The 25,551-nt window shown below is 44.9% G+C and carries 26 protein-coding genes; 21 read left to right on the top strand and 5 right to left on the bottom strand.

Annotated features, from left to right (window positions below):
• Positions 1 to 166 precede the first annotated feature (166 nt).
• From AC1U9U_RS07520 to AC1U9U_RS07570, 11 genes are all read left to right on the top strand, one after another.
• Positions 167 to 547 (top strand): metal-dependent transcriptional regulator, encoded by a 381-nt coding sequence (locus tag AC1U9U_RS07520; protein ID WP_479959961.1) that lies wholly within the window; start codon positions 167 to 169, stop codon positions 545 to 547.
• Positions 548 to 757: 210 nt separating this feature from the next.
• The gene (locus tag AC1U9U_RS07525; protein WP_479959936.1) at positions 758 to 2,509 is read left to right on the top strand and encodes a long-chain-fatty-acid--CoA ligase; all 1,752 of its coding nucleotides are present in this window, start codon (positions 758 to 760) and stop codon (positions 2,507 to 2,509) included.
• Between the two features lie 66 nt (positions 2,510 to 2,575).
• Positions 2,576 to 3,736, top strand: a complete 1,161-nt coding sequence (locus AC1U9U_RS07530) for a 2-hydroxyacyl-CoA dehydratase family protein (RefSeq protein WP_479959937.1) — start codon at positions 2,576 to 2,578, stop codon at positions 3,734 to 3,736.
• Positions 3,733 to 4,962 (top strand): 2-hydroxyacyl-CoA dehydratase subunit D, encoded by a 1,230-nt coding sequence (locus AC1U9U_RS07535; protein WP_479959938.1) that lies wholly within the window; start codon positions 3,733 to 3,735, stop codon positions 4,960 to 4,962. The genes AC1U9U_RS07530 and AC1U9U_RS07535 overlap by 4 nt, the downstream gene beginning before the upstream one ends.
• 21 nt (positions 4,963 to 4,983) lie before the next feature.
• The gene (locus AC1U9U_RS07540) at positions 4,984 to 5,769 is read left to right on the top strand and encodes an acyl-CoA dehydratase activase (protein ID WP_479959939.1); all 786 of its coding nucleotides are present in this window, start codon (positions 4,984 to 4,986) and stop codon (positions 5,767 to 5,769) included.
• 25 nt (positions 5,770 to 5,794) lie between these two features.
• Positions 5,795 to 6,025, top strand: a complete 231-nt coding sequence (locus tag AC1U9U_RS07545; protein WP_479959940.1) for a hypothetical protein — start codon at positions 5,795 to 5,797, stop codon at positions 6,023 to 6,025.
• A gap of 67 nt (positions 6,026 to 6,092) precedes the next feature.
• Positions 6,093 to 7,073 carry a site-specific tyrosine recombinase XerD gene (gene xerD / locus AC1U9U_RS07550; RefSeq protein ID WP_479959941.1) on the top strand — a complete coding sequence of 327 codons (981 nt, stop codon included), beginning with the start codon at positions 6,093 to 6,095 and terminating at the stop codon, positions 7,071 to 7,073.
• A 79-nt stretch (positions 7,074 to 7,152) separates the two neighbouring features.
• On the top strand, positions 7,153 to 8,334 hold the full coding sequence (locus AC1U9U_RS07555; RefSeq protein WP_479959942.1) for a phosphopentomutase: 1,182 nt from the start codon (positions 7,153 to 7,155) through the stop codon (positions 8,332 to 8,334).
• Positions 8,334 to 9,167: a purine-nucleoside phosphorylase gene (locus AC1U9U_RS07560; protein WP_479959943.1), complete on the top strand. Its 834-nt coding sequence runs from the start codon at positions 8,334 to 8,336 to the stop codon at positions 9,165 to 9,167. The genes AC1U9U_RS07555 and AC1U9U_RS07560 overlap by 1 nt, the downstream gene beginning before the upstream one ends.
• A 12-nt stretch (positions 9,168 to 9,179) precedes the next feature.
• The gene (locus AC1U9U_RS07565; RefSeq protein ID WP_479959944.1) at positions 9,180 to 10,472 is read left to right on the top strand and encodes a pyrimidine-nucleoside phosphorylase; all 1,293 of its coding nucleotides are present in this window, start codon (positions 9,180 to 9,182) and stop codon (positions 10,470 to 10,472) included.
• A gap of 130 nt (positions 10,473 to 10,602) precedes the next feature.
• Positions 10,603 to 10,980: a hypothetical protein gene (locus tag AC1U9U_RS07570; protein ID WP_479959945.1), complete on the top strand. Its 378-nt coding sequence runs from the start codon at positions 10,603 to 10,605 to the stop codon at positions 10,978 to 10,980.
• A 10-nt stretch (positions 10,981 to 10,990) separates the two neighbouring features.
• On the opposite strand, the gene AC1U9U_RS07575 is transcribed toward AC1U9U_RS07570, so the two are convergent.
• Positions 10,991 to 11,941 (bottom strand): D-alanyl-D-alanine carboxypeptidase family protein, encoded by a 951-nt coding sequence (locus AC1U9U_RS07575; RefSeq protein ID WP_479959946.1) that lies wholly within the window; start codon positions 11,939 to 11,941, stop codon positions 10,991 to 10,993.
• 158 nt (positions 11,942 to 12,099) lie between these two features.
• Here AC1U9U_RS07575 and AC1U9U_RS07580 point away from each other — a divergent pair, with 158 nt between their 5' ends.
• Positions 12,100 to 12,576, top strand: a complete 477-nt coding sequence (locus AC1U9U_RS07580) for a CoA-binding protein (RefSeq protein ID WP_479959947.1) — start codon at positions 12,100 to 12,102, stop codon at positions 12,574 to 12,576.
• Positions 12,577 to 12,600: 24 nt separating this feature from the next.
• Here AC1U9U_RS07580 and larA read toward each other — a convergent pair whose 3' ends face one another.
• Positions 12,601 to 13,875, bottom strand: coding sequence for a nickel-dependent lactate racemase (larA, locus tag AC1U9U_RS07585; RefSeq protein WP_479959948.1), 1,275 nt, complete (start codon positions 13,873 to 13,875; stop codon positions 12,601 to 12,603).
• 262 nt (positions 13,876 to 14,137) lie between these two features.
• Here larA and AC1U9U_RS07590 point away from each other — a divergent pair, with 262 nt between their 5' ends.
• The 3 genes from AC1U9U_RS07590 to AC1U9U_RS07600 all read left to right on the top strand — a co-directional run bounded on the left by AC1U9U_RS07590 (position 14,138) and on the right by AC1U9U_RS07600 (position 18,079).
• Complete coding sequence (locus AC1U9U_RS07590) at positions 14,138 to 15,343, top strand: iron-containing alcohol dehydrogenase (RefSeq protein ID WP_479959949.1); 1,206 nt, start codon at positions 14,138 to 14,140, stop codon at positions 15,341 to 15,343.
• An 84-nt stretch (positions 15,344 to 15,427) separates the two neighbouring features.
• Positions 15,428 to 16,795: an aldehyde dehydrogenase gene (locus AC1U9U_RS07595; RefSeq protein ID WP_479959950.1), complete on the top strand. Its 1,368-nt coding sequence runs from the start codon at positions 15,428 to 15,430 to the stop codon at positions 16,793 to 16,795.
• A gap of 141 nt (positions 16,796 to 16,936) precedes the next feature.
• Positions 16,937 to 18,079 (top strand): D-alanyl-D-alanine carboxypeptidase family protein, encoded by a 1,143-nt coding sequence (locus AC1U9U_RS07600; protein ID WP_479959951.1) that lies wholly within the window; start codon positions 16,937 to 16,939, stop codon positions 18,077 to 18,079.
• 2 nt (positions 18,080 to 18,081) lie between these two features.
• Here AC1U9U_RS07600 and sigF read toward each other — a convergent pair whose 3' ends face one another.
• The 3 genes from sigF to AC1U9U_RS07615 are packed head-to-tail and all read right to left on the bottom strand — an operon-like array spanning position 18,082 to position 19,665.
• A complete protein-coding gene (gene sigF / locus AC1U9U_RS07605) occupies positions 18,082 to 18,873 on the bottom strand; it encodes an RNA polymerase sporulation sigma factor SigF (RefSeq protein ID WP_479959952.1) in 792 nt (263 codons plus the stop codon).
• Positions 18,874 to 18,886: 13 nt separating this feature from the next.
• Positions 18,887 to 19,321, bottom strand: a complete 435-nt coding sequence (gene spoIIAB / locus AC1U9U_RS07610) for an anti-sigma F factor (RefSeq protein ID WP_479959953.1) — start codon at positions 19,319 to 19,321, stop codon at positions 18,887 to 18,889.
• Positions 19,318 to 19,665 carry an STAS domain-containing protein gene (locus tag AC1U9U_RS07615; protein ID WP_479959954.1) on the bottom strand — a complete coding sequence of 116 codons (348 nt, stop codon included), beginning with the start codon at positions 19,663 to 19,665 and terminating at the stop codon, positions 19,318 to 19,320. Before AC1U9U_RS07615 ends, spoIIAB begins: the two co-directional genes overlap by 4 nt.
• 195 nt (positions 19,666 to 19,860) lie before the next feature.
• Here AC1U9U_RS07615 and spoVAC point away from each other — a divergent pair, with 195 nt between their 5' ends.
• Genes spoVAC through AC1U9U_RS07645 form a run of 6 tightly spaced genes read left to right on the top strand, consistent with a single transcriptional unit; the run spans position 19,861 to position 25,509 of the window.
• Positions 19,861 to 20,328, top strand: coding sequence for a stage V sporulation protein AC (gene spoVAC / locus AC1U9U_RS07620; protein ID WP_479959955.1), 468 nt, complete (start codon positions 19,861 to 19,863; stop codon positions 20,326 to 20,328).
• A gap of 48 nt (positions 20,329 to 20,376) precedes the next feature.
• Positions 20,377 to 21,381 (top strand): stage V sporulation protein AD, encoded by a 1,005-nt coding sequence (gene spoVAD, locus AC1U9U_RS07625; RefSeq protein ID WP_479959956.1) that lies wholly within the window; start codon positions 20,377 to 20,379, stop codon positions 21,379 to 21,381.
• A 14-nt stretch (positions 21,382 to 21,395) separates the two neighbouring features.
• Positions 21,396 to 21,758 carry a stage V sporulation protein AE gene (spoVAE, locus tag AC1U9U_RS07630; RefSeq protein ID WP_479959957.1) on the top strand — a complete coding sequence of 121 codons (363 nt, stop codon included), beginning with the start codon at positions 21,396 to 21,398 and terminating at the stop codon, positions 21,756 to 21,758.
• A 54-nt stretch (positions 21,759 to 21,812) separates the two neighbouring features.
• On the top strand, positions 21,813 to 23,303 hold the full coding sequence (locus AC1U9U_RS07635) for a spore germination protein (RefSeq protein WP_479959958.1): 1,491 nt from the start codon (positions 21,813 to 21,815) through the stop codon (positions 23,301 to 23,303).
• A gap of 15 nt (positions 23,304 to 23,318) precedes the next feature.
• Positions 23,319 to 24,431: an acyl-CoA dehydratase activase-related protein gene (locus AC1U9U_RS07640; protein ID WP_479959959.1), complete on the top strand. Its 1,113-nt coding sequence runs from the start codon at positions 23,319 to 23,321 to the stop codon at positions 24,429 to 24,431.
• The gene (locus AC1U9U_RS07645; RefSeq protein WP_479959960.1) at positions 24,373 to 25,509 is read left to right on the top strand and encodes a CoA protein activase; all 1,137 of its coding nucleotides are present in this window, start codon (positions 24,373 to 24,375) and stop codon (positions 25,507 to 25,509) included. Before AC1U9U_RS07640 ends, AC1U9U_RS07645 begins: the two co-directional genes overlap by 59 nt.
• Positions 25,510 to 25,551: the final 42 nt, after the last annotated feature.

A 25,551-nucleotide genomic window follows, 5' to 3' on the forward strand; every position in this document is an offset into this window, starting at 1 on the left:
AAACTAAAAAAAGCGGTGGGTGTGCAGGATGCCCACACAGTGCTGGTTGTGCAAGCACCCACTGTGATTCCGGATATAAGGCGGATTAGTGATTGATTTTTTATTTAGGTTGTACTATGCTTTTTATAGGAATTTAATGAAAAATAAGATAGAAGGGACTATTGCCATGAGTATTCAAGAATCGGGCGAAATGTACCTTGAGACGATTTATATACTGCAAAAGAAAAAAGGAGATATTCGCTCTATCGATATTGCTAATGAGTTAGGCTATACCAAGCCAAGCATAAGTCGTGCAGTGGGCATTCTTAAGAAAAATGATTATATTGAGGTAGATGGTTCAGGAATTATTACTTTGACAGGTGAAGGGGCGAAGATTGCCGCACGAATCTACGAACGGCATGATTTAATTACTAAATATCTTATTTATCTGGGTGTAGATGAAGAGACAGCCTCCCAGGATGCTTGTCGCGTGGAGCATGTAATTAGTCAAACGACCTTTGAAAAGATGAAAGAGGAGTATCATAAGCGTTGTCATGAGCAAATGTAAGTTATTTAGCCAAAAGCCATTTATTCCTCAGGGAGTAGGTGGTTTTTTGTTGTGTCCAATATTCAATATTCGGGAGGCGCTTCGCTGACTAAAGTATTTCTTTCCTAAATTTAAGAAGGGGTATTGACGTTTAGGCTTAGAGGTGTCAGAATATTCATAATAGTTGGAAGTGAATGGATACTCATTCATTTTTTATTGGGGGGTATATTCATGAGTCAGGATAGTAAGGTTTATGAATTTCCTTGGAGAGCCCAATACGATGAGCAGGTTCCACATTGCTTGGAATATCCCGAAAAGACCGTAGATGCTTTGTTTCGTGAAAGTGTTCAGAAAAATACCGGAGAGATCGCCCTCATTTATTTTAACTATAAGATGAAATATGGAGACTTAGGAAACAAAGTAGAACGACTAGCTGGGTCTTTACAAAAACTTGGAATTAAGCCCGGGGAAAAGGTTGCTCTTCTTTTGGCTAATTGTCCCCAATATGTAATTGCTTATTATGCCATTCTTTCCCTTGGCGCAGTGGTGGTGCCGGTTAATCCCCTTAGTACCGAATCCGAGCTTCTGCATATTTTTCGCGATTCCCAAGTCAAAATAGCCATCGGCTTAGATCTTTTGGCTGAACGTTTGGAGAATGTCCGCGATACCTGTCACCAAGCTGGGGAGACCCATCTTTTAGAGCATACTTACTATACGGCCTTAAATGAATACATGCCATTCCCGCTCAAATTTCTTTATCCTTTTACACGCAAGCTTTCTCCAGGCGGTAAGGAGCGGCTCAAAGCGGCTAAGAAATTTCGAGATTTACTTAATGACAGCAGCAGCCCTCTTTTGCAGGAATATCCCTCGCGGGATGTGGATATCCGCAAAGACCTTGCCGTTTTAATTTATACCGGAGGTACCACCGGTCGCCCTAAGGGAGTAATGCTTTCCCATTATGGCTTACTAGCCAATGCCTGGCAAGCCATCGCCTGGGTACAAATGGATAAGAAAGATCGCTTGGTTACAGTTCTTCCTGTTTTTCATGGGTTCGGTATGTCTGTATGCATGAATGCCCCTTTAACCTCCGGGGCTTCTACAGTATTAATTCCACGGTTTGAGGCAAAGGATGTCCTTAAGGCAATTCATAAACATAAGCCTACCTTGTTCGCGGGGGTCCCCACCATGTATGTCAGCATGATTAATTATCCACAATTAAGCCGTTATAGTCTCTCCTCTTTAGTCGGGTGCTTTGTAGGCGCGGCAGCCCTGGCGCCGGAAGTTAAGCGGAGTTTTGAAGAGCGTACGGGGGCAAGGCTTATGGAAGGTTATGGCTTGACAGAAGGGGTCAATGCTTTATGTGCTAATCCCCTGCGGGGAGAAAACAAAACCGGGAGTGTTGGTATACCCTTCTCTGATGTGATTTTAAAGATTAGAGATATAGACACAGGGGAGACGGATCTTCCGCCCAATGAGGTTGGTGAAATAGTGATTCAGTGTCCCGAATTAATGCTGGGCTATTACAATCGTCCGGAGGAAACAGCCTACTCCTTACGGGACGGCTGGTTGTATACCGGCGATATCGGTATGATGGATGAGGATGGCTATTTCTACTTGGTTGATCGCAAAAAGGATATGATCATTACCGGCGGCTTCAACGTTTACCCTCGGGAAGTCGAAGATATTCTTTATGAACATCCGGCTGTGCGCGAGGCCTGTGTTATCGGGGTAAAGGATGGCTATAGCGGGGAAAAGGTGGTAGCCTTTGTTAGTCTCAAAGATGGTGAGCGGGCCACGGAAAAAGAGATTATCGCCTTTTGCCGCAAACACCTGGTACCTTACAAGGTCCCCAAAAATGTGGAGTTCCGTGACGAGCTCCCCAAGACAGCCATTGGTAAAATCCTTCGTCGTGCTCTCAGGGATGTTCCTGTAGAGGGCGGCGAAGCAGCAAAAGGTTCTCAAGAAGTTGCTTCCACCAAATAAGTAGCTTCTTAACATCCATTCAAGCGGTTAATTCTCAGGTCTAGTATTTGGATTGGAGGATACTGAATGAGCGGCTGGTTTGAGTTAGTGGATAAAAACGAGGTCATGAGCCATCTTTTAGAGGAATCCGCTCTTAAAGGTTCCCAGCGGAGGACCCGTTATCCTAACCACCGATTTTTCGGGACCTTATGCTCCTACTTTCCGGAGGAACTGATAATGGCCTTTGGTCTCGAGCCTTTACGGCTATTGCCGGATTCGGCTAATCGGACCCCGGCAGAACTGCCACCCTTTTCCTGTTCTTTGGCCCGGGGGATTTTTGCTATGGAGATTCAGGATAAGTGGGGAGACCTAGCAGGGCTTGGGGTTGTCCATACCTGTGACACCATGCAGTGTTTAAGCGGGATCTGGGAGTTTGCCGGCAAAGTCTCCACAGTGAATATGGTTCCCCCGGTCATGCTCAAAACAGCCGGGGCTGCCCGGTACTATGAACGGGAAATCAGTGCGGTCTGGAACCAATTAGCGGCACTTACCAATCAGGAACCGGACGAGGAAGAGTTAAATAAAGCTCTCCGTCTTTGTCAAGGAGTACGGGAAATGGTTCAAGCAGTTGATGAGTTGCGGCCTCAATTACCTTCGCCTCTGGTGGCTGCTTTGTTGCGGGCAGGTCAACTTATGCCCAAAGCAGAGTATTTAAAGGCATTAGGGGAAGCACTACCGGAGCTTAACGAGATTGCTGCCGACCCGGGACCAAGAGCTCGGATTTTGATTACCGGGGCAGTGATGGAAAACGACAGCTTATATGCCATGATCGAAGACTTAGGGGGAAGAGTGGTGGCAGATGATACCTGCACCGGATTCCGCCATTATTCGGGACCAAGAAGGGTGGATTCCGACACTCCCCTTGCTGATATCGTGAAACGTTACCTGGAAATGCCCCCTTGCCCTTGTAAGAATCAAAGCCTCAACGAACGTATGACTTATTTGCAGGAATTAGCATTGCAGCGGCAGGCAGAGGGAGCTGTTATCATTATCCGTAAATATTGCGACCCCCACGCCTGGGATGCAGTACCGTTAGTGGTTAATTTACAAAAAGCCGGTCTGCGCACTCTTGTTCTTGAGCTGGAGGGAGCCGATGTAGGGGGCCAGGAACGGACCCGCCTTCAGGCTTTCCTTGAAAGCATTCTGGAGAACCTGGCATCGGTGCCTGAGGGAAGTGTTATGAAATGAGCGGAAAAACACAAAAGCGCAATTATCGCCCCTTAAAAAGTACGGATACCCTTAAGAAAACCATCAAAAAGTACTATGCTCTAACAGGATACCACCGCTACTGGGGTAAGCCCTTAGGCCGTAAGATAGCCTGGGTTACCAGCGGTGCACCGGTTGAGCTGTTGCGGGTATTTAAGATTCACCCTGCTTACCCTGAACAGTATGCAGCTATCTATAGCACCGGCAAGGCAACGGAGAAATTATGTCAGGTAGCGGAAGCGGCAGGGTATTCCCAGGATCTATGTTCCTATGCTCGCTCCAATATCGGCGGAGTCATGAGGCCGGACCTTGCTCCTTTGGGAGGTATGCCTAAGCCGGATCTTTTAGTGGCTTGTAATAATATCTGTGGTACGGTCTTAAAATGGTATGAGGTTTTGGCACGGCATTTTAATGTGCCTCTACTGGTTTTGGATACACCTTATCTGACCGGGGAAAATACTCCTCAGGCTAAGGAATATGTACTGGAACAGCTCCGGGCAATGATTAGCGAATTGGAAAAGATTACAGGAAGACCTTTTACCGAAAAGGAACTGGCCACCCAGATGAAGATTAGTCAAGAGACCACCAGTCTCTGGAAAGAAGCCCGTCAATATTGCCAATCCCGCCCTTCCCCTCTTAATGCTCCTGACCTTTTCATTCACATGGCACCAATTGTGGTTTTGCGGGGAACAAAGGAGGGGCGCAACTATTATCGCCTGTTCCGGGATGAGGTAAAGGAGCGGGCTGCCCTTTCCCAAGGAGCGGTAGAGAACGAACAGATTCGTTTGGTTTGGGATAATATTGCCATTTGGCCCAAAGTATTTAGTTTTAACAAAATGTTTACTGAAAGAGGAGCTTGCTTTGTTACGGACACCTATAGTGGTGGCTGGGCTATAGACCATGCTCCGGGAAGCCCTTTGGAGAGTTTAGCGGCTACCTATACGGAGGTTTTCCTCAATCGCTCGCCGGATTTTCGGGCTAAGCAACTGATTCAACTTATTAAGGATTATCAGGCCGATGGCTTTGTCATGCATTCCAATCGGTCCTGTAAGCCCTATTCCTTGGTCCAGGAGGTTATTCGCAGAAGGGTTATGAGAGAGACGGGAGTTCCGGGCCTGATGATAGAGGCAGATATGGCCGACCCGCGAGCTTATGCCGAGGAGCCTATTCGCAACCGGGTGCAGGCATTTTTAGAAACCTTCGATTAAAGCTAAGGAAAGAGGGAAAGTATGGCCAAGGTATATATCGGGGTCGATATCGGATCTCTGACAGTTAAGGTGGTCCTTTTAAATGAGGCGAAGGAGATCCTGGCTCATGGTACTGCCCGAGGGGGGTACAGCGGTCGCGAAGTTGCCACTAAGATTATGGAAAAATTGCTTGCCGAGTCTGGATTGAGCAGGGAGGATGTAGGCGGAACAGTAGCCACAGGCTATGGGAGAATAACCTTCCCTGCCGACCGGGAGGTATCGGAAATTACCTGTCAAGCTAAGGGAATCAGTTTTCTTTTTCCTACGGCACGAACAATTATCGATATCGGCGGTCAAGACAGCAAAGTAATTCAAATCCTGTCTAACGGGAAGGTCGCAGATTTTGCCATGAATGACAAATGTGCGGCGGGGACAGGGAGGTTTCTTGAAGTTATGGCCTCGGCTTTGGATATCGGCCTTAACGAAATCGGAGAGATTTCCGCTAAGTCCCAAAATCCCACCACCATTTCTTCCTTCTGTACCGTGTTTGCAGAATCAGAAGTAATTACGCACGTCTCCGCAGGAACGCCCAAATGGGATATTTTAGCCGGGGTATGCGCCGCGGTTGCCAGTAGGGTTTCTTCCTTGGCCCAACGGACCGGATTAGAACCGGATATTGTTTTTACGGGAGGGGTCGCTCGGAATGAAGGAGTTTTAAATGCCCTTACCCAGTATTTGAACCAGCCTTTGCTTGTATATAAAGAACCGGCTATTACGGCTGCTTTAGGTGCAGCCTTAGTGGCATCAGGACAATCCCGCTCTGCATAACTTTTAGAGATTGGGGGTCGAAGATATGCAGAGAGGCAAAAGCTGGCCGGAATTTTTTCTCTATCTTACACGAGTTTTTATTCTATTGATATTACTCGCCGCCTTGTTACCAAAGCTGGTAACTGTATGCGGCTCTTTAGTTTCAACTCATGGGGATCAGGACGAAAAACCTAGTGGCAATCCCATGCGCGTAGAAGAGCAGGACTTAAATTGGAGTGAATTTGTCATTCAGCTGTTTCCGGATATTAAAAGGTAAACTTAAAATACTAGTCAACGCAGGAAAACCGGTCCCACTGTAGAATTTATGGGTGGGAGGGATTACTGTGGGAGCTCAAACAGAATTATGGATTAAGAAGTATTTAACTTATCTTAATGTAGAGCGCGGACTTTCCCAGAATACTCGTTTAGGCTACGAGCGGGATCTTCAGAAGATAACTCTTTTTCTTGAGCAACGAGGAAAAAACTTTATAAATTGCAGCGGCAATGACCTTTTTCTGTTCCTTCTTCACGAGAAGAATCAGGGGAGGTCTTCGCGTACATTGGCACGGCTCCTCGCAACTATGCGAGGGCTCTTTTCTTTTCTTTTGGGAGAGGACCTAAGGGAGGATGACCCTACTGAGTATCTTAATTCACCTAAGCTTGAACAACAACTACCTCACGTTCTTTCCGAAGGAACTGTGGAAAAGCTATTACCTCCTGTGGAGAGGAGTCAAGGTCAAGGGGAGGATTCTTCTTTAGCATTTACAGGGAAAGGGAAGAAATCCTCTAGTATTGAATCCATAGATAGGAATAATGCTCTAGTAATGCGTAATCTTGCCATGATTGAGGTACTCTATGGATGTGGTCTGCGTGTTTCCGAGTTAGTGGACCTTAAGATAAAGGATATCATGTTCGAGACAGGGACCCTGCGTTGTCGGGGGAAGGGTAGTAAAGAACGTATAGTTCCCATTGGGGATTATGCCTTGGAAGTTTTGCTGGATTATCTAGATCATTATCGGGAGCAGCTTCTCGGTAAGAAGAAAAGCGATATACTCTTCCTGAATTCCCGGGGAGATGCTTTGAGCCGACAGGGAGTTTGGCAGATTCTAAAGAAATGGGCCCAAGAACATGGAGTAAATGAGGAGGTTTATCCCCATAAATTTAGGCATAGCTTTGCTACCCATCTTTTGGACCATGGAGCGGATTTACGCTCTGTCCAGGAAATGTTGGGGCATGCCGATATTTCAACTACTCAGATTTATACCCATCTTTCTCGACAAAGATTAATGGAAGTCTTTCGCAAGGCTCATCCCCGGGCTGATTAGGGCATGCTCGTTCCGCTTGCATTGGCAGCTACCCTGTTTTTTTATGGATGAATGAATGTTAATTAAGGAGGGTACTTTTTTGAGAAGGGTTATTTTAATTATCCTGGATAGTGTAGGCATTGGCGAAATGCCGGATGCCCATGAATACGGAGATGTAGGAAGCAATACTTTGGGCAATATGGCTAGGGTACTGGGAGGGCTTCGTTTACCCCATCTGCAGGAACTGGGTTTAGGCAATATTGCCCCGATCCTTGGGGTTGATCCGGTGTCAAGTCCCCGTGGGTCTTATGGGAAAATGGCGGAGAAGTCTCCTGGCAAAGATACCACTACCGGACATTGGGAGATTGCCGGTGTAGTTTTGGAAAAGGCTTTTCCAACCTTCCCTCAGGGGTTTCCTCAGGATTTTATTGAGGCTTACGAGGAACGAATTGGTCGTCGGGTGATTGGTAATGAAGTGGCTTCCGGCACGGAAATCATCCAGCGTTTAGGGCAGGAGCATGTTCAAACGGGAAAACCCATTGTCTATACCTCCGCCGACTCCGTATTTCAGATTGCGGCCCATGAAGAAATTATTCCTTTAGCGGAATTGTACAGAATTTGTGAGATTGCTAGGGAAATGCTCGTTGGGGATTTAAAAGTGGGACGAGTTATTGCCCGCCCCTTCTTAGGTACAGAAGGAAACTTCAATCGGACCACCAATCGCCATGATTATGCCATCGCGCCCCCTCATAAAATCATGTTGGATGTAATTAAGGAAAAAGGGTTTTCGGTGATGGCCGTAGGCAAAATCAAGGATATCTATGCCGGACATGGAGTCACGGATCACGTTCCCAGCAAAGGGAATATGGACGGAATTGATAAAACCCTGGGTTTTATGAAAGAGAGGAAGTCTGGTTTTATCATGACTAATCTTGTGGACTTTGACATGCTTTATGGTCATCGCAATGATCCGGAAAATTATGCGCGGGCCCTTGAGGAGTTTGATGCAAGATTACCGGAAATTATTGGCTTATTGGCGGATGAAGACATCCTGGTCCTCACCGCTGATCATGGTTGTGATCCCACTACCGAAAGTACGGATCACTCACGGGAATATGTCCCTTTGCTGGTATATGGCAAACCGGTTATTACCGGCAAGAATCTTGGAATCAGACCTTCTTTTGCCGACCTTGGTGCGACAATTGTAGAGTATTTCGGGGCTGAAGTATTGCCCAATGGGGATAGTTTTTTACAAGATATTCTCAAAGGAGAGGATCAATAATGATGAAAGAACACGAGCTGATGGAAAAGTTAAGTGAGACCAGGCATTATATTATCGGCAAAGTAAATATCGAACCTCAAATGGGAATTATCCTGGGTTCAGGGCTGGGGGGATTTGTGGATTTAATCGAGGATCAGGTAGTCATTCCCTATAGCGAGATTCCTAACTTTCCTGTTTCTACTGTAGAAGGGCATAAAGGTCAACTGGTCTTTGGCAATGTTCTAGGGAAACCGGTGGTGGCTATGCAAGGGCGTTTCCACTACTATGAAGGGTACTCTATGCAAGAAGTTACTTTTCCTGTGCGGGTAATGCAGGTTTTGGGAGTATCCGGGCTGATTGTGACTAATGCAGCAGGTGGAATTAACACTGCTTATCGCCCAGGGGATCTGATTTTAATCAAAGACCATATTAATATGATGGGAGATAATCCTCTGCGGGGAGCTAATCTCAGTAATCTAGGACCTCGTTTTCCGGATTTAAGTGAAGGATATGATTTGGAATGGCGGCAAAAGGCTTTGACTATAGCAAGGGAAGTAGGGATTCATCCTCAAGAGGGAGTCTATGCAGCTATGAGCGGCCCAAGCTATGAGAGTCCCGCTGAAATTCGCTTCCTTCGCACTGTGGGAGCCGACTTGGTAGGTATGTCTACTGTACCGGAAGTCATTATTGCAAATCATGGAGGTATGCGAGTACTCGGTATCTCTTGCGTTACCAATATGGCTGCTGGAGTTCTTCCCCAGCGTCTCAGTCATGCAGAGGTCATGGAGACCGCCGAGCGGATTGAGAAGCAGTTTGTGCGGTTTGTACAGGCTTTGGTTAAGGCCTTGGCGTAAGGAGGCAAAGCAATGAGAGTTGTTGATCTAATCAACAAAAAGAAATTGGGCCATGCCTTGACCCAAGAAGAGATAGAATTTTTTGTGCAAGGTTATGTTAAGGGTGAAATTCCCGATTATCAAATATCCGCTCTTTACATGGCAATTTATTTTCAAGGTATGAATGACGAGGAAATTGCCAATTTAACAATGGCCTATGTGAACTCGGGAGAGACAATCGACTTATCCGGTATCGAAGGCGTCAAAGTGGATAAGCATTCAACTGGAGGAGTAGGGGACAAGATAAGCCTCATCGTCATTCCCTTGGTGGCTTCCCTAGGGATCCCTGTGGCTAAAATGAGTGGCAGGGGCTTAGGTCATACCGGTGGGACAATCGATAAATTAGAAGCTATCGAAGGATTCAGAACCTCTTTAAGTACGGAAGAGTTTCTTGCCAATGTGAATAAGTATGGAATGGCAGTGGTAGGGCAAACTGCAAACTTAACCCCTGCTGACAAACTAACTTATGCCTTAAGGGATGTTACAGGAACAGTAGATAGTATTCCCCTTATTGCGAGTTCGATTATGAGTAAGAAGATCGCTTCAGGGGCAGATGCTATCGTGCTTGATGTCAAAGTCGGTTCAGGAGCTTTCATGAAGTCGATCGAGGAGGCTAAAAAACTGGCTGAGTGCATGGTGCAAATCGGTAAATCATTAAATCGTCGGACAATTGCTATCATTACCGATATGAATCAGCCTCTTGGTCATGAAGTCGGCAATGCCAACGAAATTAAAGAGGTTATCGAGGTTTTGAGTGGAAGAGGGGCTGAGGACGAAACCACGGTTGCTTTGACCATTGCCACTTATATGGCCATTGCCAGCGGCAAATATCATGACTTTGACTCTACTTATGCTGGGCTTCGGCAAGCTATCGCTTCAGGTAAGGCCATCGAAAAATTAAAAGAGCTCATTGCTATTCAAGGAGGAAATCTGCAAATAGTCGACGAGCCGATGAAACTCCCTCAAGCGAAAAATCATATCGAGATTCGCTCCAGCAATGCTGGGTATATAAGTCATATTAATGCGGAACAAATCGGAATTGTTGCCATGCAACTGGGGGCAGGTAGGAAGAAAAAAGAAGACCCCATTGACTATGCAGCAGGGGTAACTCTCTTGAAGAAGGTTGGCGATTATGTAGATCTTGATGAGCCTCTATGTATTCTACACACAAATCTTGCTCCTGTAGAAACGAATGTTCTAAAGGCGTATACCATTCAGGATAGTAAGCCAGCCCCAGTAGAGTACATTTATGAAGTTATAAAGTAGATTGACGATTCACGCGAAAACCTCAAAACTAAAGAGCAGTTGTTAGAAATCTTTTCGGAATATATTCCGCTTGTCCTTCTTGGGGAAAGACAACGGAACTTTATTAAATATTTAGGGGAGGATTTGGGTTATGATTGGCAATAGCTACTTGCAGGGATTATTTGATTATCCCGATGAGGATACAAGCCTAAATCAATTACCAGAATTGCTTAGAAGTAGAGATGTAAAATTTTTTAACAGTGCAAAAGAACCAGTTAAATTTGAATCGTGTACTGATCAAGAGATTGAATATTTAACAAAGGCATCTGCACTTATTGATTATTATTTGCAGATCCAAGGCATAGGGGTCCCTGATTGGCTAAGGGATAAGAGGCTGCAATTTACCAAGCCTTATTATTATCCTAAAAGAATAAGTGTTTTTGAAAAACTAAAACTGCAATATACTAATCCTGCACCCTTTCGGGCAAGGAATGTTTACTTCGATTTGCAGGGGATTCAAAGGGTTTAAAGAAGTAAGATCAAGCTGCCCCCAAATATTCTTCCAAGGTGAGTCCGTGTTGGGTGATGTATTGAGCGGCCTGTACTCCCACATAGCGGATATGCCAAGGTTCGGGTAGATAGCCTGTGATAGCCTCTTTCCCTGGTTGGTAGCGAACGATAAAACCAAAAGCGGGAGCGTTTTGCGCTAACCATTGACCCTCCAGGGTATTGGCAAAAGATTGGGTAAGGTTATAGTTATTGGAGGGAGAGCTAATATCAATCGCTAGACCCGTTTGGTGTTCACTTCCTCCGGGAGGTGCACTAACCTGGGCTTTTGCCGGGGAGATTTTTATATTTCTAGCATAGATTTCGGCCTGGCGTTCGTAGGAGCGGTAACCGGAAATACCTGCTATAGAGATGTTGTCCTGCTTAGCCTTGGCAAATAGTCGTTCTAAAGCTTGTGCGGCTTCTGATCTCATCAGTTTTTTGGGGTCGTAGCCTTGAACGGTGAAGGGGATATTGGGAATAACTAAACTTGGCGGGATATACTCCGCTGGCAAGCCATGTGTTTTGTTTACTAGAACTAATAGATCAGTCGGGTTAGAGACTATATGAAATTGATTATTTATCAATGTCTCCAAAGAGGCTTTTGTATTTGGCCCATATATTTTGTCCGATTTGATTAACGGAAACTTTTGCTGGAGCTGAAAAATTACATTAGCAGTCTTAGAACCGTAGATTCCATCAACCGAAAGGTTAAAACCAAAAGAGACTAGGACACTTTGCAATGCTTTTACCTGCGAACCGGTACTTCCTATGCGCAGGATCCCGTCCGGTAATCTTAAAGCCGGAATTTCTAAAGCTTGCCCGACATAAATTAGATCACTTGTTAAATGATTTATTCTTTTTAGGGCATCAACTGTGGTAGCGTATTTTTGGGCAATCTTATAAAGTGAATCGCCCGGTTGTACTATGTAGGTTTGACTCATGTTTTTTCCTCCTACAACGGCTTTCTCTATAACCCTTTTGTGCTATGGTAACCTTTTATAATTGTATGAGGTTGAAATAGTTCTCGCTCCTGTTTCTTTGTCATAGGATAAGCTTTCGGCACGTAATCTTTTAGTACCAAAAGTTAGGGGTGACTACTATGCGTGAAAAGAAAGTGTATTCCTTAGCAGGGGAGACCACAACGGCTCTTCGTTATGCGGTGGTGGGGAATGCGGATCGCTTTTTAAAACATAAACATGCTTACAAAGCTTGGCAGACTTTGAGGCAGTTTGGCTGTGTAGTTCACCCGGTGGCCCATGACCTACAGCGTCTAGAAGGCTTTAAAGTCTATTCTCAATTCGAAGCTTTAAAGGATAAGGTGGATGTGGTTGTTCCTTGTCTTAAAGCGGAATTGATACCGGATATAATCAGTCAGGCCCAGGAGTGTGGGGCTAAAATGGTTTGGTTTCAAGAACGGAACTGGACTGAGGAATTTCAGGAGCAGGCTGAGGCCGCCGGAATCCAGGTTCTACGTGGGTGTATTCTTAAACATAAAATATATCCCAAACCTTTTGCCTACCTTCATCCTTGCTATTGGCATGGCTTAAAATCTCCCAAAGCACCTAGACGGCGTTAGTGTGAGTCCGGCTTAATAGGTTATTTATTCTAGACTCTCGATAAAAATAACCGCACCATTGGGTATAACCAAGACATTTGCTTCCGGCGAAGAATAGGCATAGGCCCTTTGCAAAGCCTCATCTACGGTTTGCGCCCAATCCAGTCCCATTGACTTGAGAATTTCCGGTTCGACACCATCAGTTACCATAATGACCTTATAATCGAGAAGAATTCGGACTAGGATTTGGACTTGCCATTGATCTAAGTCGGTGGCCGCAGCTTCAGTCCCGCGGATTTCCTTGAGAATTTCTTTAGCTCCACCTGGATGAATTAACATCCGGTGGAAGACTTCGCCCCCGATACCGTCAATACAGGAGGCAGCCGCAATAATTACGCCCCCCTTTTTCGTGACATATTCGGCTGTTCGTATACTTTTGACAGCTTGATATAAGTTTTGATCGAGAGGATAGCCACCATTGCTGGTTAAGACGATATCGGCACGTTTTGAGGTCAGCTTTGTCAATTTCTCGACGAATTGGACTCCTTGGGCGAAGGTTTCTTCCGGATGTCCGGCGAAGGCGCCAATAATGTTTTTGTGTTCATCCAGAGTCACGTTAAGAATAAATTTTAATTTTGCCTGTCGAGCAGCATGCTCCATATCCCGATGAAAGATATTTCCTTCGATTGTTCCTGATTGAGTATTGGGATGGTCGATGAACCCGGCGGAATGATTGACTAAAATAGTCTCCCGTCCCGAAATTCCGGGCAGGATGCTTTTTCTTCCACCGGAATAGCCTGCGAAAAAATGGGGTTCAATAAAGCCTTCAGCGATTAATAGATCAGCCTCGACAGCAAGTCGGTTCACCCAGAAGGGAGCCCCGGAAGGTAAATCCTCAAGTCGTACTAAGGTGGAATAATCATCGGCCTGATGGACTACAAATTTCTCACGTTCAACAATCTCGGCACCGAACTTGTCGATGAATTCTTCTTGAGTAGGGGAGCGATGCAACCCGGTTGCAACTAAAATAGTGATTTCAGCGTTAGGGTTTCCTTTGCGGATTTCTTGCAGAAGGTAAGGTAGAGTTTGTTTGCTCGGTAGAGGGCGTGTATGATCACTAGTCACTACGACGATTTTTTGGGCACTATGTGCCAGCTTATGAAGAGCAGGGCTGGCGATAGGGTTTGCTAAGGCATCTTGAACCAAGCTGGTGCCTTCTTTTTCTGGTGTATAGCTTTCCTGGGTTAAAATCCCTGCGATTTGATTTTCCGGGATATTAGCTTTTAAGTAAGATATTCCATAGGGCAATCTGATTTCCATTATAGTCCCTCCATAAACCATTTTTGCATATTGAACTTTTCCTAAGATAAGAAAATCTCTTCGACAACCTATTATAAACATAAGCATTGGGGATCGACAATTGATTTTTCAAAAGAGTCGGATGATTATGGGGAAGGTTCTTGCCCTGGGCTTAAAGGATAGTGACAAATGCTACCAGATCCAGTACATTATTAATTAAGAAACAACTCAATATGGATTAGGAGTAGGGGACTTATGCGATTATAGTGAGGGGTGGTTTTTAATGTATAGACTATATTGTCGTAGCTATCAAAGGGTCTTAAAGTTTGCCACTGTTTTTCTTCCTTGGCGTAAGCCTGAGTTAGTAGAGGGTAAAAACAGCATCAATGACCTACCGAGGGTTATAAAAAATCTTGGGCTCAAGAGTGTTTTGATCGTCACCGATCAAGGAATTTCTGCTCTTGGGTTGATGAACGGCTTAGTCAAAGGTTTAGAGTATGAAGGAATCGATTTTACTATATACGATAAAACGGTGCCGAACCCAACCATTGATAACATTGAAGAAGCATTACAGCTTTATAAAGAAAATCATTGCGAAGGACTTGTGGCCTTCGGCGGTGGTTCCCCCATAGATTGTGCCAAAGGAGTAGGTGCCAGGATCGCTCGACCTCATAAGTCCATTCCCCAAATGAAAGGACTTCTCAAGGTGAGGAAAAAGATACCGCCCCTTTTTGCTATTCCCACTACAGCGGGAACGGGAAGCGAAACGACTATTGTAGCGGTAATTACGGACCAAAGAACGCATGAAAAGTATCCCATCAATGATATAGTACTTATTCCCCTGTATGCAGTCTTAGATCCTACTGTAACTGTTGGCTTACCTCCTCATATTACAGCAACTACGGGCGTAGATGCTTTGACACACGCTATAGAGGCTTATATCGGCAAGAGCAACACCCAAGAGACTTGGAAGATGAGCCGAAAAGCTGTAAAACTGATCTTTGCTAACCTATATGAGGCCTATACACATGGAGATAACCTGGTAGCTCGTGAAAATATGCAAAAGGCATCTTACTATGCCGGAGTTGCCTTCACCAGAGCTTATGTAGGGTATGTCCATGCTATTGCTCATACTTTGGGTGGCTTTTATGGAACTCCCCATGGCCTAGCCAATGCAGTAATCCTTCCTTATGTACTCGAATATTATGGAGAATCTGCACATCGGCCTTTGGCAGAACTAGCCGACTTAGTCGGTATCTGCGAACCATCAGACACTATGGAAAAGAAAGCCCATCGCTTTATCGAAGCGATTAGGAAGCTGAACCAAAGTATGAACATACCCGAAAAAATCACTGGAATTAAGGAGCGGGATATTCAAGTCATGGTGGAAAGGGCTCATCAGGAGGCCAATCCCCTTTACCCTGTTCCGAAGATTTTCTCTAAAGCAGACCTAAGGAATATTTATGACTTAATTCAAGAGAAAAATTAAGAGATTGCTTTTTAAGTTCTTTAGTTTTTAAGTGGGTTATTATAAGTCGGTTAAACTATTATCAGAAGTTAGGGCGGGGATGAAATGAGTGATATAAAAGCTAAAATCAAGAAGCAAAGGTTCTTTTTTGAAACGGGCGAAACCAAAAACTTAAGCTTTCGCCTGGATCAGCTCAAGACCCTGAAGAAAGCAATCCAAGAATATGAGCAAGAAATTATGGAGGCCATTAAAAAAGATCTCAATAAAGATCCTTTTGATACTTATGCTACCGAAATTGGTATTGTTCTTGAGGAGATTAATTACCTTATCAAGCATCTTCCCAAGTGGGTTGGTAAAAAAAGAGTAAAAACTTCGCTGGCCAACTTTTTAGCTTCAAGCTATATTTATGCTGAACCTTATGGAATAACCTTAATCATGTCACCGTGGAATTATCCTTTTCAATTAGCCATAGCACCTTTAGCGGGAGCTATTGCTGCTGGAAATTGTGCTATTGTAAAGCCCTCTGAGTATTCCTTTCATACCTCGGAAGTCATTGAAAAGATTATTAAGGAAAATTTCGATGAGTCGTTTATTACGGTTGTAAGAGGGGGGAGACAAGCCAATAAAAGCTTGCTCGAAGAAAAATTCGATTATATCTTCTTTACGGGTAGCGTTGCTGTGGGAAAAACCGTGATGGAAGCAGCCGCAAAGCATCTCACTCCAGTGACATTGGAGTTGGGTGGAAAAAGTCCCTGTATTGTAGATGAAACAGCTCATCTTGACTTAGCTGCTAAACGAATCGTCTGGGGTAAGTTCATCAACGCCGGACAAACCTGTGTGGCTCCGGATTACCTAATGGTTCATAGTGCTGTAAAGAATGAACTTATCAATAAGATGAAAAAGGTTGTGGCTGAATTTTACGGTTCAATTCCTTGCCAAAATGAAGATTTCCCGAAGATTATTAATGAAAAGCATTTTAACCGGCTTTTAGGGCTGATCCAAAACGAAGAAATCGTTTTTGGTGGGGAGATTAATGAGAAAACGTTACAGATCGCCCCTACCGTTGTAGACCATATCACTTGGGATAGCCCTCTTATGCAAGAAGAAATTTTTGGGCCCATTCTACCGGTGTTGGAATTTGAAAGCCTAAATGATGTTATTTCCGAAGTCAATAAGCATCCTAAACCTTTAGCCCTCTACTTATTTACAACGAACAGAGAGAGAGAAGAAAAAGTTCTCAGGGATATTCCTTTCGGCGGTGGATGTATTAATGATACTATAATGCACCTAGCTACGACTTACATGCCTTTCGGCGGGGTTGGGGAAAGCGGGATGGGAGGATACCATGGCAAAGCAAGTTTTGATACCTTTTCGCACCACAAAAGTATTCTTAAAAAGTCGAACCTAATTGATGTTCCTCTAAGATATCCAACCCACAAAAATCTTAACTTATTGAAAAAGTTTATGAAGTAAAAACAAATGGCCTGTCTTGGTATAGTAAAGTACTAAGTCAGGCCTTTATTATTAAACTCGCATAATGGTTTTTTTATGTTCCGATATAATTTTTTTTTCTGGGGATAATAGAACAAACATGTTTAAAAGGGGGTCAAAGGAATGCGTAAAGCACTATCTTGGATTTTCATCTTAAGCCTTTTTCTAGGGACTCTGGCTTTTCCCGCCCAAGCATACGGAGCGGTTTTAGAAACCGATGCTGTAAGTGCCATACTCATGGATGCAGAGTCCGGTCAAATTCTTTTTGAGAAAGAAATTCATAAAGAACTGCCACCGGCCAGTGTCACGAAATTGATGACGCTTTTGGTGGCTGCGGATGCTATTGAGTCCGGTCGCGTTAGTCTTACAGATAAGGTAACGGCCAGTGAGGGGGCCAGTGCCTTAGGAGGGTCTCAGATCTACCTGGAACCGGGTGAAACTTTCTCGCTGGAGGAAATGCTGATTGCCATTGCGGTAGGTTCCGCTAATGATGCCTGTTATGCAGTAGCGGAGCATATCAGTGGTACCCATGAAGCCTTCGTCGAAGAAATGAATAAAAAGGCCAAAGCACTGGGAGCCAGTCATACTAACTTCGTAAATGCCTATGGTTTACCGGCAGAAGGACATTATACCAGTGCCTATGATCTGGCGTTGATGGGGCGGGAAGCCCTAAAGTATCCTCTGGTCCGTAAGTTAACCGGTATGAAGGAGTATGACCTAAGAGACGGCAAGTTCAAACTCTGGAATACCAACAAATTATTGTGGTGGTATGAGGGAGCCGATGGCTTCAAAACCGGCTGGACCAATGAAGCCAGATACTGTTTAGCCTCGACGGTAGAGCGTGAGGGCTTGCGGCTAATCGCTGTGGTCATGGGTGTGCCCCAAGTACGAGGGCATTTTAGCGAATCCATGAAGCTTTATAACTATGGTTTTGCTAAGTATGCACATAAAGAATTCGCTCCTGCCGGACAAAAGCAAGGAGTTGTTCAGGTACGTAAAGGGGTGGAGCAAGAGGTTGCGGCAGTAACGGAAAAGGACTTGGGAGTAACCATTGAAAAGGGCAAAGATAAAAACATCCGGGCTGAGACTAAGCTCAATCCAGATGTGGAAGCACCCGTAAAAGTTGGCCAGAAGGTCGGGGAGGTTCTCCTCTATCGGGATAACGAACTCCTGACCTCGGTTAACTTGGTGGCAGAAAAGGATATTGCCAAAGCGGGGTTAGGAAAGCAGATTATGCGAACCATTGAGGGTGTATTCGGTTTCTAATTCTAATCGTCGGACTCTGAATCGGAATCGCGGAGGAATTGGCGAATGCGATGGAGGGCAGCCCGCTCAATTCGTGAGATTTGCACTTGGGAAAGGTTAAGTAGGGCGGCGATTTCACTCTGGGTCTTGTCCTCATAGAAGCGCATCAGCAGAACCCGCTTTTCTCGTTCGGGAAGCTTGTCGAGGACTTCTTTCAAGGCGATTTTTTCAAACCAGCCGGCGTCCAGCTCTTTTTCCACAGGTAGTTGATCTAAAATATAGATCGGATCGGAGTCGTCTTGATAGAGAGTATCATGAATAGAAGCAGGGCTTTGAACAGCTTCTAAAGCGGATACAATTTCTTCACGATCGACTCCGATATTTTCTGCGATTTCACCGATGGTTGGTTCCCGGCCTAGGCTATAGGATAAGCTTTCTCGCGCTTTATTGACTTTATAGACCAACTCTTTATAGGAGCGGGGGACTTTAACGGGATGGTCATCCCGCAAAAAGCGGCGTATTTCACCGATAATCATGGGCACAGCATAAGTTGAAAATTTAACTCCATAGGTAAAATCAAATTTGTCAATCGCTTTAATAAGACCGATAGTACCGATCTGAAAGAGATCTTCCAGCTCATAGCCGCGATGAGCAAAGCGCTGAACGAGATTAAAGATCAATTTAAGGTTGCAATTAATCAGACGTTCTCTTGCTTCAGTATCGCCCTCTTGAGCCCGCCGGAGTAAATCCATCATCTCTTCATCTGAAAGAAGGGGAAAGCGGGGAAGGTTCATTTCCGTAAGTCTTTGAATCATTTTTCTACCCCCCCTAATGCGAGGGTTGAACTTTGTCAAGTTGTTTGATCATAGTGACAGTAGTACCCTGATTTACTGCTGACTCAACTTGAAGATCATCCATGAAAGATTGCATAAAGACAAAGCCTAAGCCCATTCGCTCCGGATCCGTACTAAAAGCCGGCTGCATGGCCTGTTTGATATCGGTGATACCACAGCCTACATCCCTAACAACGATTTTTAACCTTTTGGCGTCGTGCTCAATCCCTAGATAGACCTCTTTGTCGGGGATATTGGCATAGCCGTGAATAATCGCATTGGAGACGGCTTCGCTGACAGTGACTTTTAGTTCTTCAATGTCGTTGATGGAGAGATCCAGCTGAGCACCTACAGAAGCAATCAACATCCGAGCGATCCCTACATTTTCGGCAATACTGGAGAATGTAAGCTCCAGGTGGTTTTTTTTCATAGTATATTTCCCTTCCTTCCATTTTCCTCACTCATTATATTTTCGAACTGAATAATACGGGGTAATCCAGACAAGTCCATGATCCGATAGATATGAGGTGGTACATGGGTTATTACGATTTTGCCACCCATCGGGAGAAGTTTTTTATAACGCCCAAGTATTACACCAAGTCCGGAACTATCAATGAAGCTTACCTTTTCCAGATTGAGAATGACCATTCTGATTCCACGACGATCGATATCGTTATCAATGGCTTGGCGTAGACCCTCAGAGGTATTCATGTCAAGTTCTCCCTCTAAATTAATAAGTAAAGTTTGACGCTCAATTTTTTTATCGATGTGCAATGGTGTTCCCCCCTAATACGTCTTAAAGAATCAATTCGACGACATCCATTATTTTCCTCCTGGCGAAAAAAATATTATGAAATAATTGGAAGCGAAGAGGAGGAGTTGTAGCATAAAATTTTCTTTACAGTCTCATACTATCCTTTAGCAATTGTTAACAATATTGGTTAAATAAATCGAATGGAGTGATTCTAATTGGCTAATCAAAATCTAAGGCCCCCTACCCTTAATATTACTCCAGAAGAGTATAAAAAGATGGCTAAGTCTACCACACCGAAACCGACCCTGATAAAAAACATCCTTAGGGCTTTCCTTGTCGGTGGAGTTATCTGTGCCTTTGGCCAAGTTATTATTAATTTATTTGTTCAAATGGGCTTGCCGAAAGATGACGCATCTACCGTCGCCACTGCCTTCCTGATATTGCTGGGGGCACTTTTGACCGGCTTGGGAGTCTATGACCAAATTGGCAAGTATGCAGGAGCCGGATCCATGGTTCCGGTAACCGGCTTTGCCAACTCCATTGTTTCTCCGGCCTTGGAGTTTAAGCGGGAAGGATATGTAATAGGGGTTGGTGCCAAACTATTTACAGTTGCGGGTCCGGTACTTGTCTACGGGATCGCCGCATCGATAGCAATAGGTATTATCACTTACTTCTTTAAATAGAAAATAGCTAATGCTTTAGTGAGAGTACATGAAATGGGGATGAAACCAATGAACCTTAAACGTATGGGGAATCAAACTGTAGTTTTTGCTAATCCAGCCATCATTCTTTCCTCATATTCAGTAGTGGGACCAATGGAAGGACAAGGTCCACTGGGGAAAACTTTTGATAAGGTGTGGGCGGATAACATTAATGGCAACTCCTCCTGGGAAGTTGCGGAAAGCAAAATGCTTGAGGAAGCTATGGAGGGAGCGATTCAGGCATCACAGGTTAAGAAAGATGATATCGATTACATGCTGGCCGGAGACCTTTTAAACCAGATTATTTCTGCTAACTTTGCTGCCCGGACCATGGGAATTCCTTTTATCGGGCTTTATGGGGCATGTTCTACTATGGCTCTAAGTATATCGGTTGGAAGCATGTTAATTGATGGGGGATTTGCCCGTCAAGTTCTGGTAGGGGTATCAAGCCACCATGATACAGCGGAACGCCAATATCGTTTGCCGACAGAGCAAGGCGGGCAAAGGGCCATGAGTGCCCAATGGACAGTTACCGGTGCCGGTAGTCTTGTCCTTGGTCAAAGTGGAACGGGGCCACGGATAACCGCGGCAACCATTGGTCGCATTGTCGATTTTGGGGAGACGGATACCAATAATATGGGATCGGCGATGGCTCCAGCCATTGCCGATACAATTCTTAATCACTTACAAGACCTAAATCGTCGACCGGAAGACTATGATCTGATCATCTCCGGAGATCTTGGCAGTGTGGGCTTAGATCTTGCTCAACAACTTCTGAAAAAGAATGGCTTGGAATTCAATAACTTTTCCGACTGTGGGGTACTAATCTATGACAAAAGCCAAGATACCCATGCGGGAGCTAGTGGTTGTGGTTGTTCGGCCGTTGTTTTTGCCGGAGATGTATTGAATAAAATAAAATCCGGCCAATATAAAAGAGTTTTGCTGGTTGGAAGTGGCGCTTTACATAGCCCGACTTCTTCCCTGCAAGGTGAATCCATTCCTGGAATAGGTCATGCGGTTGTGATTGAGGCATAAAGGGGGAAATAGCGATGTTTCAGCAGATTATTCCTGCATTTATAGTAGGTGGGCTAATATGCGTTGTTGGTCAACTATTGATGGATTTAACTAAACCGAGCTTCACCCCGGCCCATGTTCTGGTTACCTTCGTTACCGGTGGCGCTATATTAGGGGCGCTGGGCTGGTACGGGCCTCTGCTTAAATATGCGGGAGCCGGGGCTTCTGTTCCGTTATCCGGATTTGGTTATTTACTAGCCAAAGGTGCCATGGAAGCAGTCGGTGAGAGGGGTCTGATCGGAGCCTTTTCCGGCGGGGTCGAAGCCACTGCCGTAGGTATTGCAGCCGCCGTTTTCTTTGGTTACTTAGTTTCAATTACGTTTAACCCTAAGGGCTAGCTAAAAATACCTCCGCAAACAGTATATGGGAATTCAGCGTTTGGAGGCGTTAGTTTGGGTAATACAAGTGAAAAAAACATAAAGATCAGTAAAGATTACCAAAAGAATCTGGATTATTTAAATCAGCAACTTGGAGTTCCCGATAGTTATGACATAGTTGTGCGGGAAATGACCATCGGCGGTAAAAAAATAGCCATCTATTCCGTCAATGGTATGGTCAATTCGGAAGTAAGCAGTATCATCTTAGAAACCCTGGTAGACCTGGAAAGGGCAGACTTAGTAGTCAATGCCTTGCAAACTTTGGTCAAAGGAAGAATTGTCAATCTCCAAGTCTCCGAAGTTGATACGATGGATAAAGCTCTTTATTTCATTTTATCCGGACCGATGGCAATGTTTATCGAAGGGCAAGAAAAGGCCATTATTGTTGATGCTCGTAGTTATCCGGCACGCATGCCAGCGGAGCCCGATATTGAACGGGTAACCCGGGGGGCTAGGGATGGCTTTACGGAAACCTTGGTTTTTAATACAGCGCTAATTCGGCGCAGACTCCGCGACCCGAAATTACGCATGAAATTGGTTCAAGTAGGCGGACGCTCGAAAACCGATGTTTGTATCGCTTATATCGAAGATATTACCAATGATGATTTGGTCAAGGAAATAACCGAAGAAATTCAGAAAATCAAGATTGACGGCATTCCGATGGCGGAAAAGAGCGTGGAGGAATTTGTTTTAGGGAGTAAGATCTGGAATCCTTATCCACGGGTACGCTATACGGAAAGGCCGGATGTGGCGGCTGTACATCTTTTGGAAGGGCATGTGGTGGTGATTGTGGACACCTCTCCTTCCGTGATGATTGCCCCGGCCACTTTCTGGTCTCATACCCAGCATGCTGAAGAATATCGCCAGGAACCTATCGTAGGGGCCTATTTGCGTTGGGTTCGCTTTATAGGGATTTTTGCCGCCCTTTTCCTGCTTCCCCTCTGGTTGGCCTGTGCCTTAAATCCACATCTATTGCCGGATTGGCTGCAATTTATCGGCATTGAAAAACCTGGGAAGATTGGTTTGACTCCGCAAGTTTTTTTAGCGGAATTTGGTGTGGATCTGGTGCGGATGGCAGCTATTCATACCCCTGGTCCCTTGACCGTTGCCTTAGGCTTGATTGCAACCTTTATGATCGGGGACGTAGCTATTAAAGTAGGGTTATTCAGCCAGGAAATTATTGTTTATATCGCCATCGTAACGGTAGGAACCTTTGCCACTCCCAGCTATGAGCTTGCCCAAGCCAACCGCTTGGCACGCTTATTCTTGCTGGTTATGGTCGCGACTAATAATTTTATTGGCTTTGCCATCGGTGTTTTAATTCTATTCATACTGCTGTTGAGGACAAAATCCTTCGGAGTACCCTACCTTTGGCCCCTCTTGCCCTTAGATATTAAAGCTTTGGGAACGGTATTGGTACGCTCACCCCTGCCGATCAAGAATAGGCGGCCAAGTATCTTGAAGCCGAAGGATGAAATTCGTCAGCCCCAGGGTCATAAAGAATAAGGAGGACTAGATTCTGTGAGATTAGGGTTTCCGCGGGCTTTGATTTATTATGATTATTATCCCTTCTGGGCAGGTTTTTTCTATCGATTAGGTATCGAATTGGTTACATCCCCTTTAACCAATCGTCAAATTATGGAGATAGGCCTTAAGAAGGCAACCGATGAGACTTGCTTACCGGTTAAGGTCCTGGTCGGTCATCTTGTGGCCTTAAAAGATGAGGAGGTAGATGGGATTTTTCTACCCCGCCTTGTAAGTATGGAAGAGGGGACCTATCTTTGCCCCAAGATCTTAGGTCTTCCGGAGAGTGTCCTCTATGCTATTCCGGAGGCAACAAAAGTCTATACTTTGGATGTTAATTGGCGGGAAGGAAAAAGAAAAGTTCTCAATAGCCTTTTTGACTTCGGGCCGACAATCGGGTGCTCCAAAAGTCAGATTCGCGAAGGATTTGTAGAGGCACAGCGCTGGCAAAAGGCCTACCATCGAATGCGTAATGCCGGTTGGACTTTTGAAGAGAGTATAGAATGCTTTGAGACTTTGGCCGAACCAATGAAGCTTAAAGACCTAGGATTCAACAAAGAGCGCAGTATGAGGCAAAAGCCTTCCGACTTTGAAGATGGCTGGCTTAGCAATAAGGTTGATAGATCTGTTGAGGAAAAACGACCGAAGATTGCCTTAGTGGGACATAGCTACCTTACTTATGAAGCTTATGCCAGCTTAAACTTATTGCAACGGCTACGGGAAAAAGCGGAAGTTCTGGTAGTGGAAAATGTAGAATCCCAGCCTATTGAAGAAAAGCAAAAGGACTTGGAGAAGAAAATCTTTTGGAGCCATGCTAAAAAAATCTATGGGGCAGGATCCTTCTATGTGGAAGATCCGCAGGTAGATGGTTTGATTTATCTATCTTGTTTTGGTTGTGGGACGGATTCCATGACTAACGATATGCTATCCCGCCGTGCCCGGAAGGTTCAAAAACCGTATCTGGTCCTTACCCTGGATGAACACAGTGGAGAAGCAGGCTTGGTTACCCGGATCGAAGCCTTTCTCGATATGCTCGAAAGGAGGCAGAAGCATGAAAGTAACCTTCCCTCATATGGGGAATGCTTGGATCGTTATTCAAGCCTTACTTGAGAATTTAGAGGTGGAATATGTGGTACCACCGTTAAATAGCAAGGAAACCTTAAATATCGGTACTCAGCTCTCACCTGAATCAGCCTGTCTCCCCCTTAAACTTAACCTTGGCAATTATGTGCAAGCTGCGGCTATGGGCGCAGATACCGTTCTAATTACAGGGGGAATTGGGCCCTGCCGCTTTGGTTATTATGGTGAACTGGAAAAGCAGATCCTTCAAGAAGCAGGGTATTCACTTGAGGTCATTACCTTAGAACCACCTGATGGCAGCATCCTTGGCTTGCTTGAGCGAATACGCAGACTGGCCGGGAAAAAGAACACCTGGAGTAGAATCGTCAAAGCTCTGCTTTTTGCTTATCGAAAAAGTGTGGCACTGGATCAAATTGAGGATATGCTCCATAGGTTCCGGCCACTTGTTAAGGATCCCGCTTTAGCTGATAAGCTTTATGAAGAAGCAAAAAGCCGCTTGGTTAAGGCCATGACCGATAAGGGAATGAAAGAAGCTTTGGTTTGGCTAAAAGAACAAATTGAGGAAAGGCTGGCCCGGCAAGGGCTGGATCCGGACGAGAAGCTTTTAAAAGTTGCTATAGTCGGTGAAATTTACACAATCCTTGAGCCTTATGTATCTATGGATGTGGAAAAAGAACTAGGTAATCTGGGTGCTTTGGTGGATCGATCCATTTATTTGTCCGGATGGGTTGGGCAGCATGTTTTTCGGGGTTTGGCCCAGGGCTATCGGCCCATCAAGCCCTATTATGAAAGTGCTAAACCTTATTTAAACCATTTTGTCGGGGGACATGCTCAAGAGACGGTCGGTGCCACAGTGAAATACGCCCGGGAGGGTTACGATGGGGTAGTCCAGCTTTTACCCTTAGGATGTATGCCGGAAATCGTGGCTTCTAGTATCTTGCCGAAAATTCAAGAGGATTATAGAATCCCCATTATGACCTTGACAGTGGATGAACATACTGGTAGGGTAGGGGTTCAGACCCGCATCGAGGCCTTTGTAGATCTCCTTGAGCGGTCAAGCCAAAAGACTAGAGCAAATGAGGGAGTGTTGGAGCTTGCCGGTAAGTAAATATTTCTTAGGTGTTGATGTAGGTTCAGTAAGTACAAATTT

The sequence above is a fragment of the Desulfitobacterium sp. genome, from assembly GCF_982384815.1.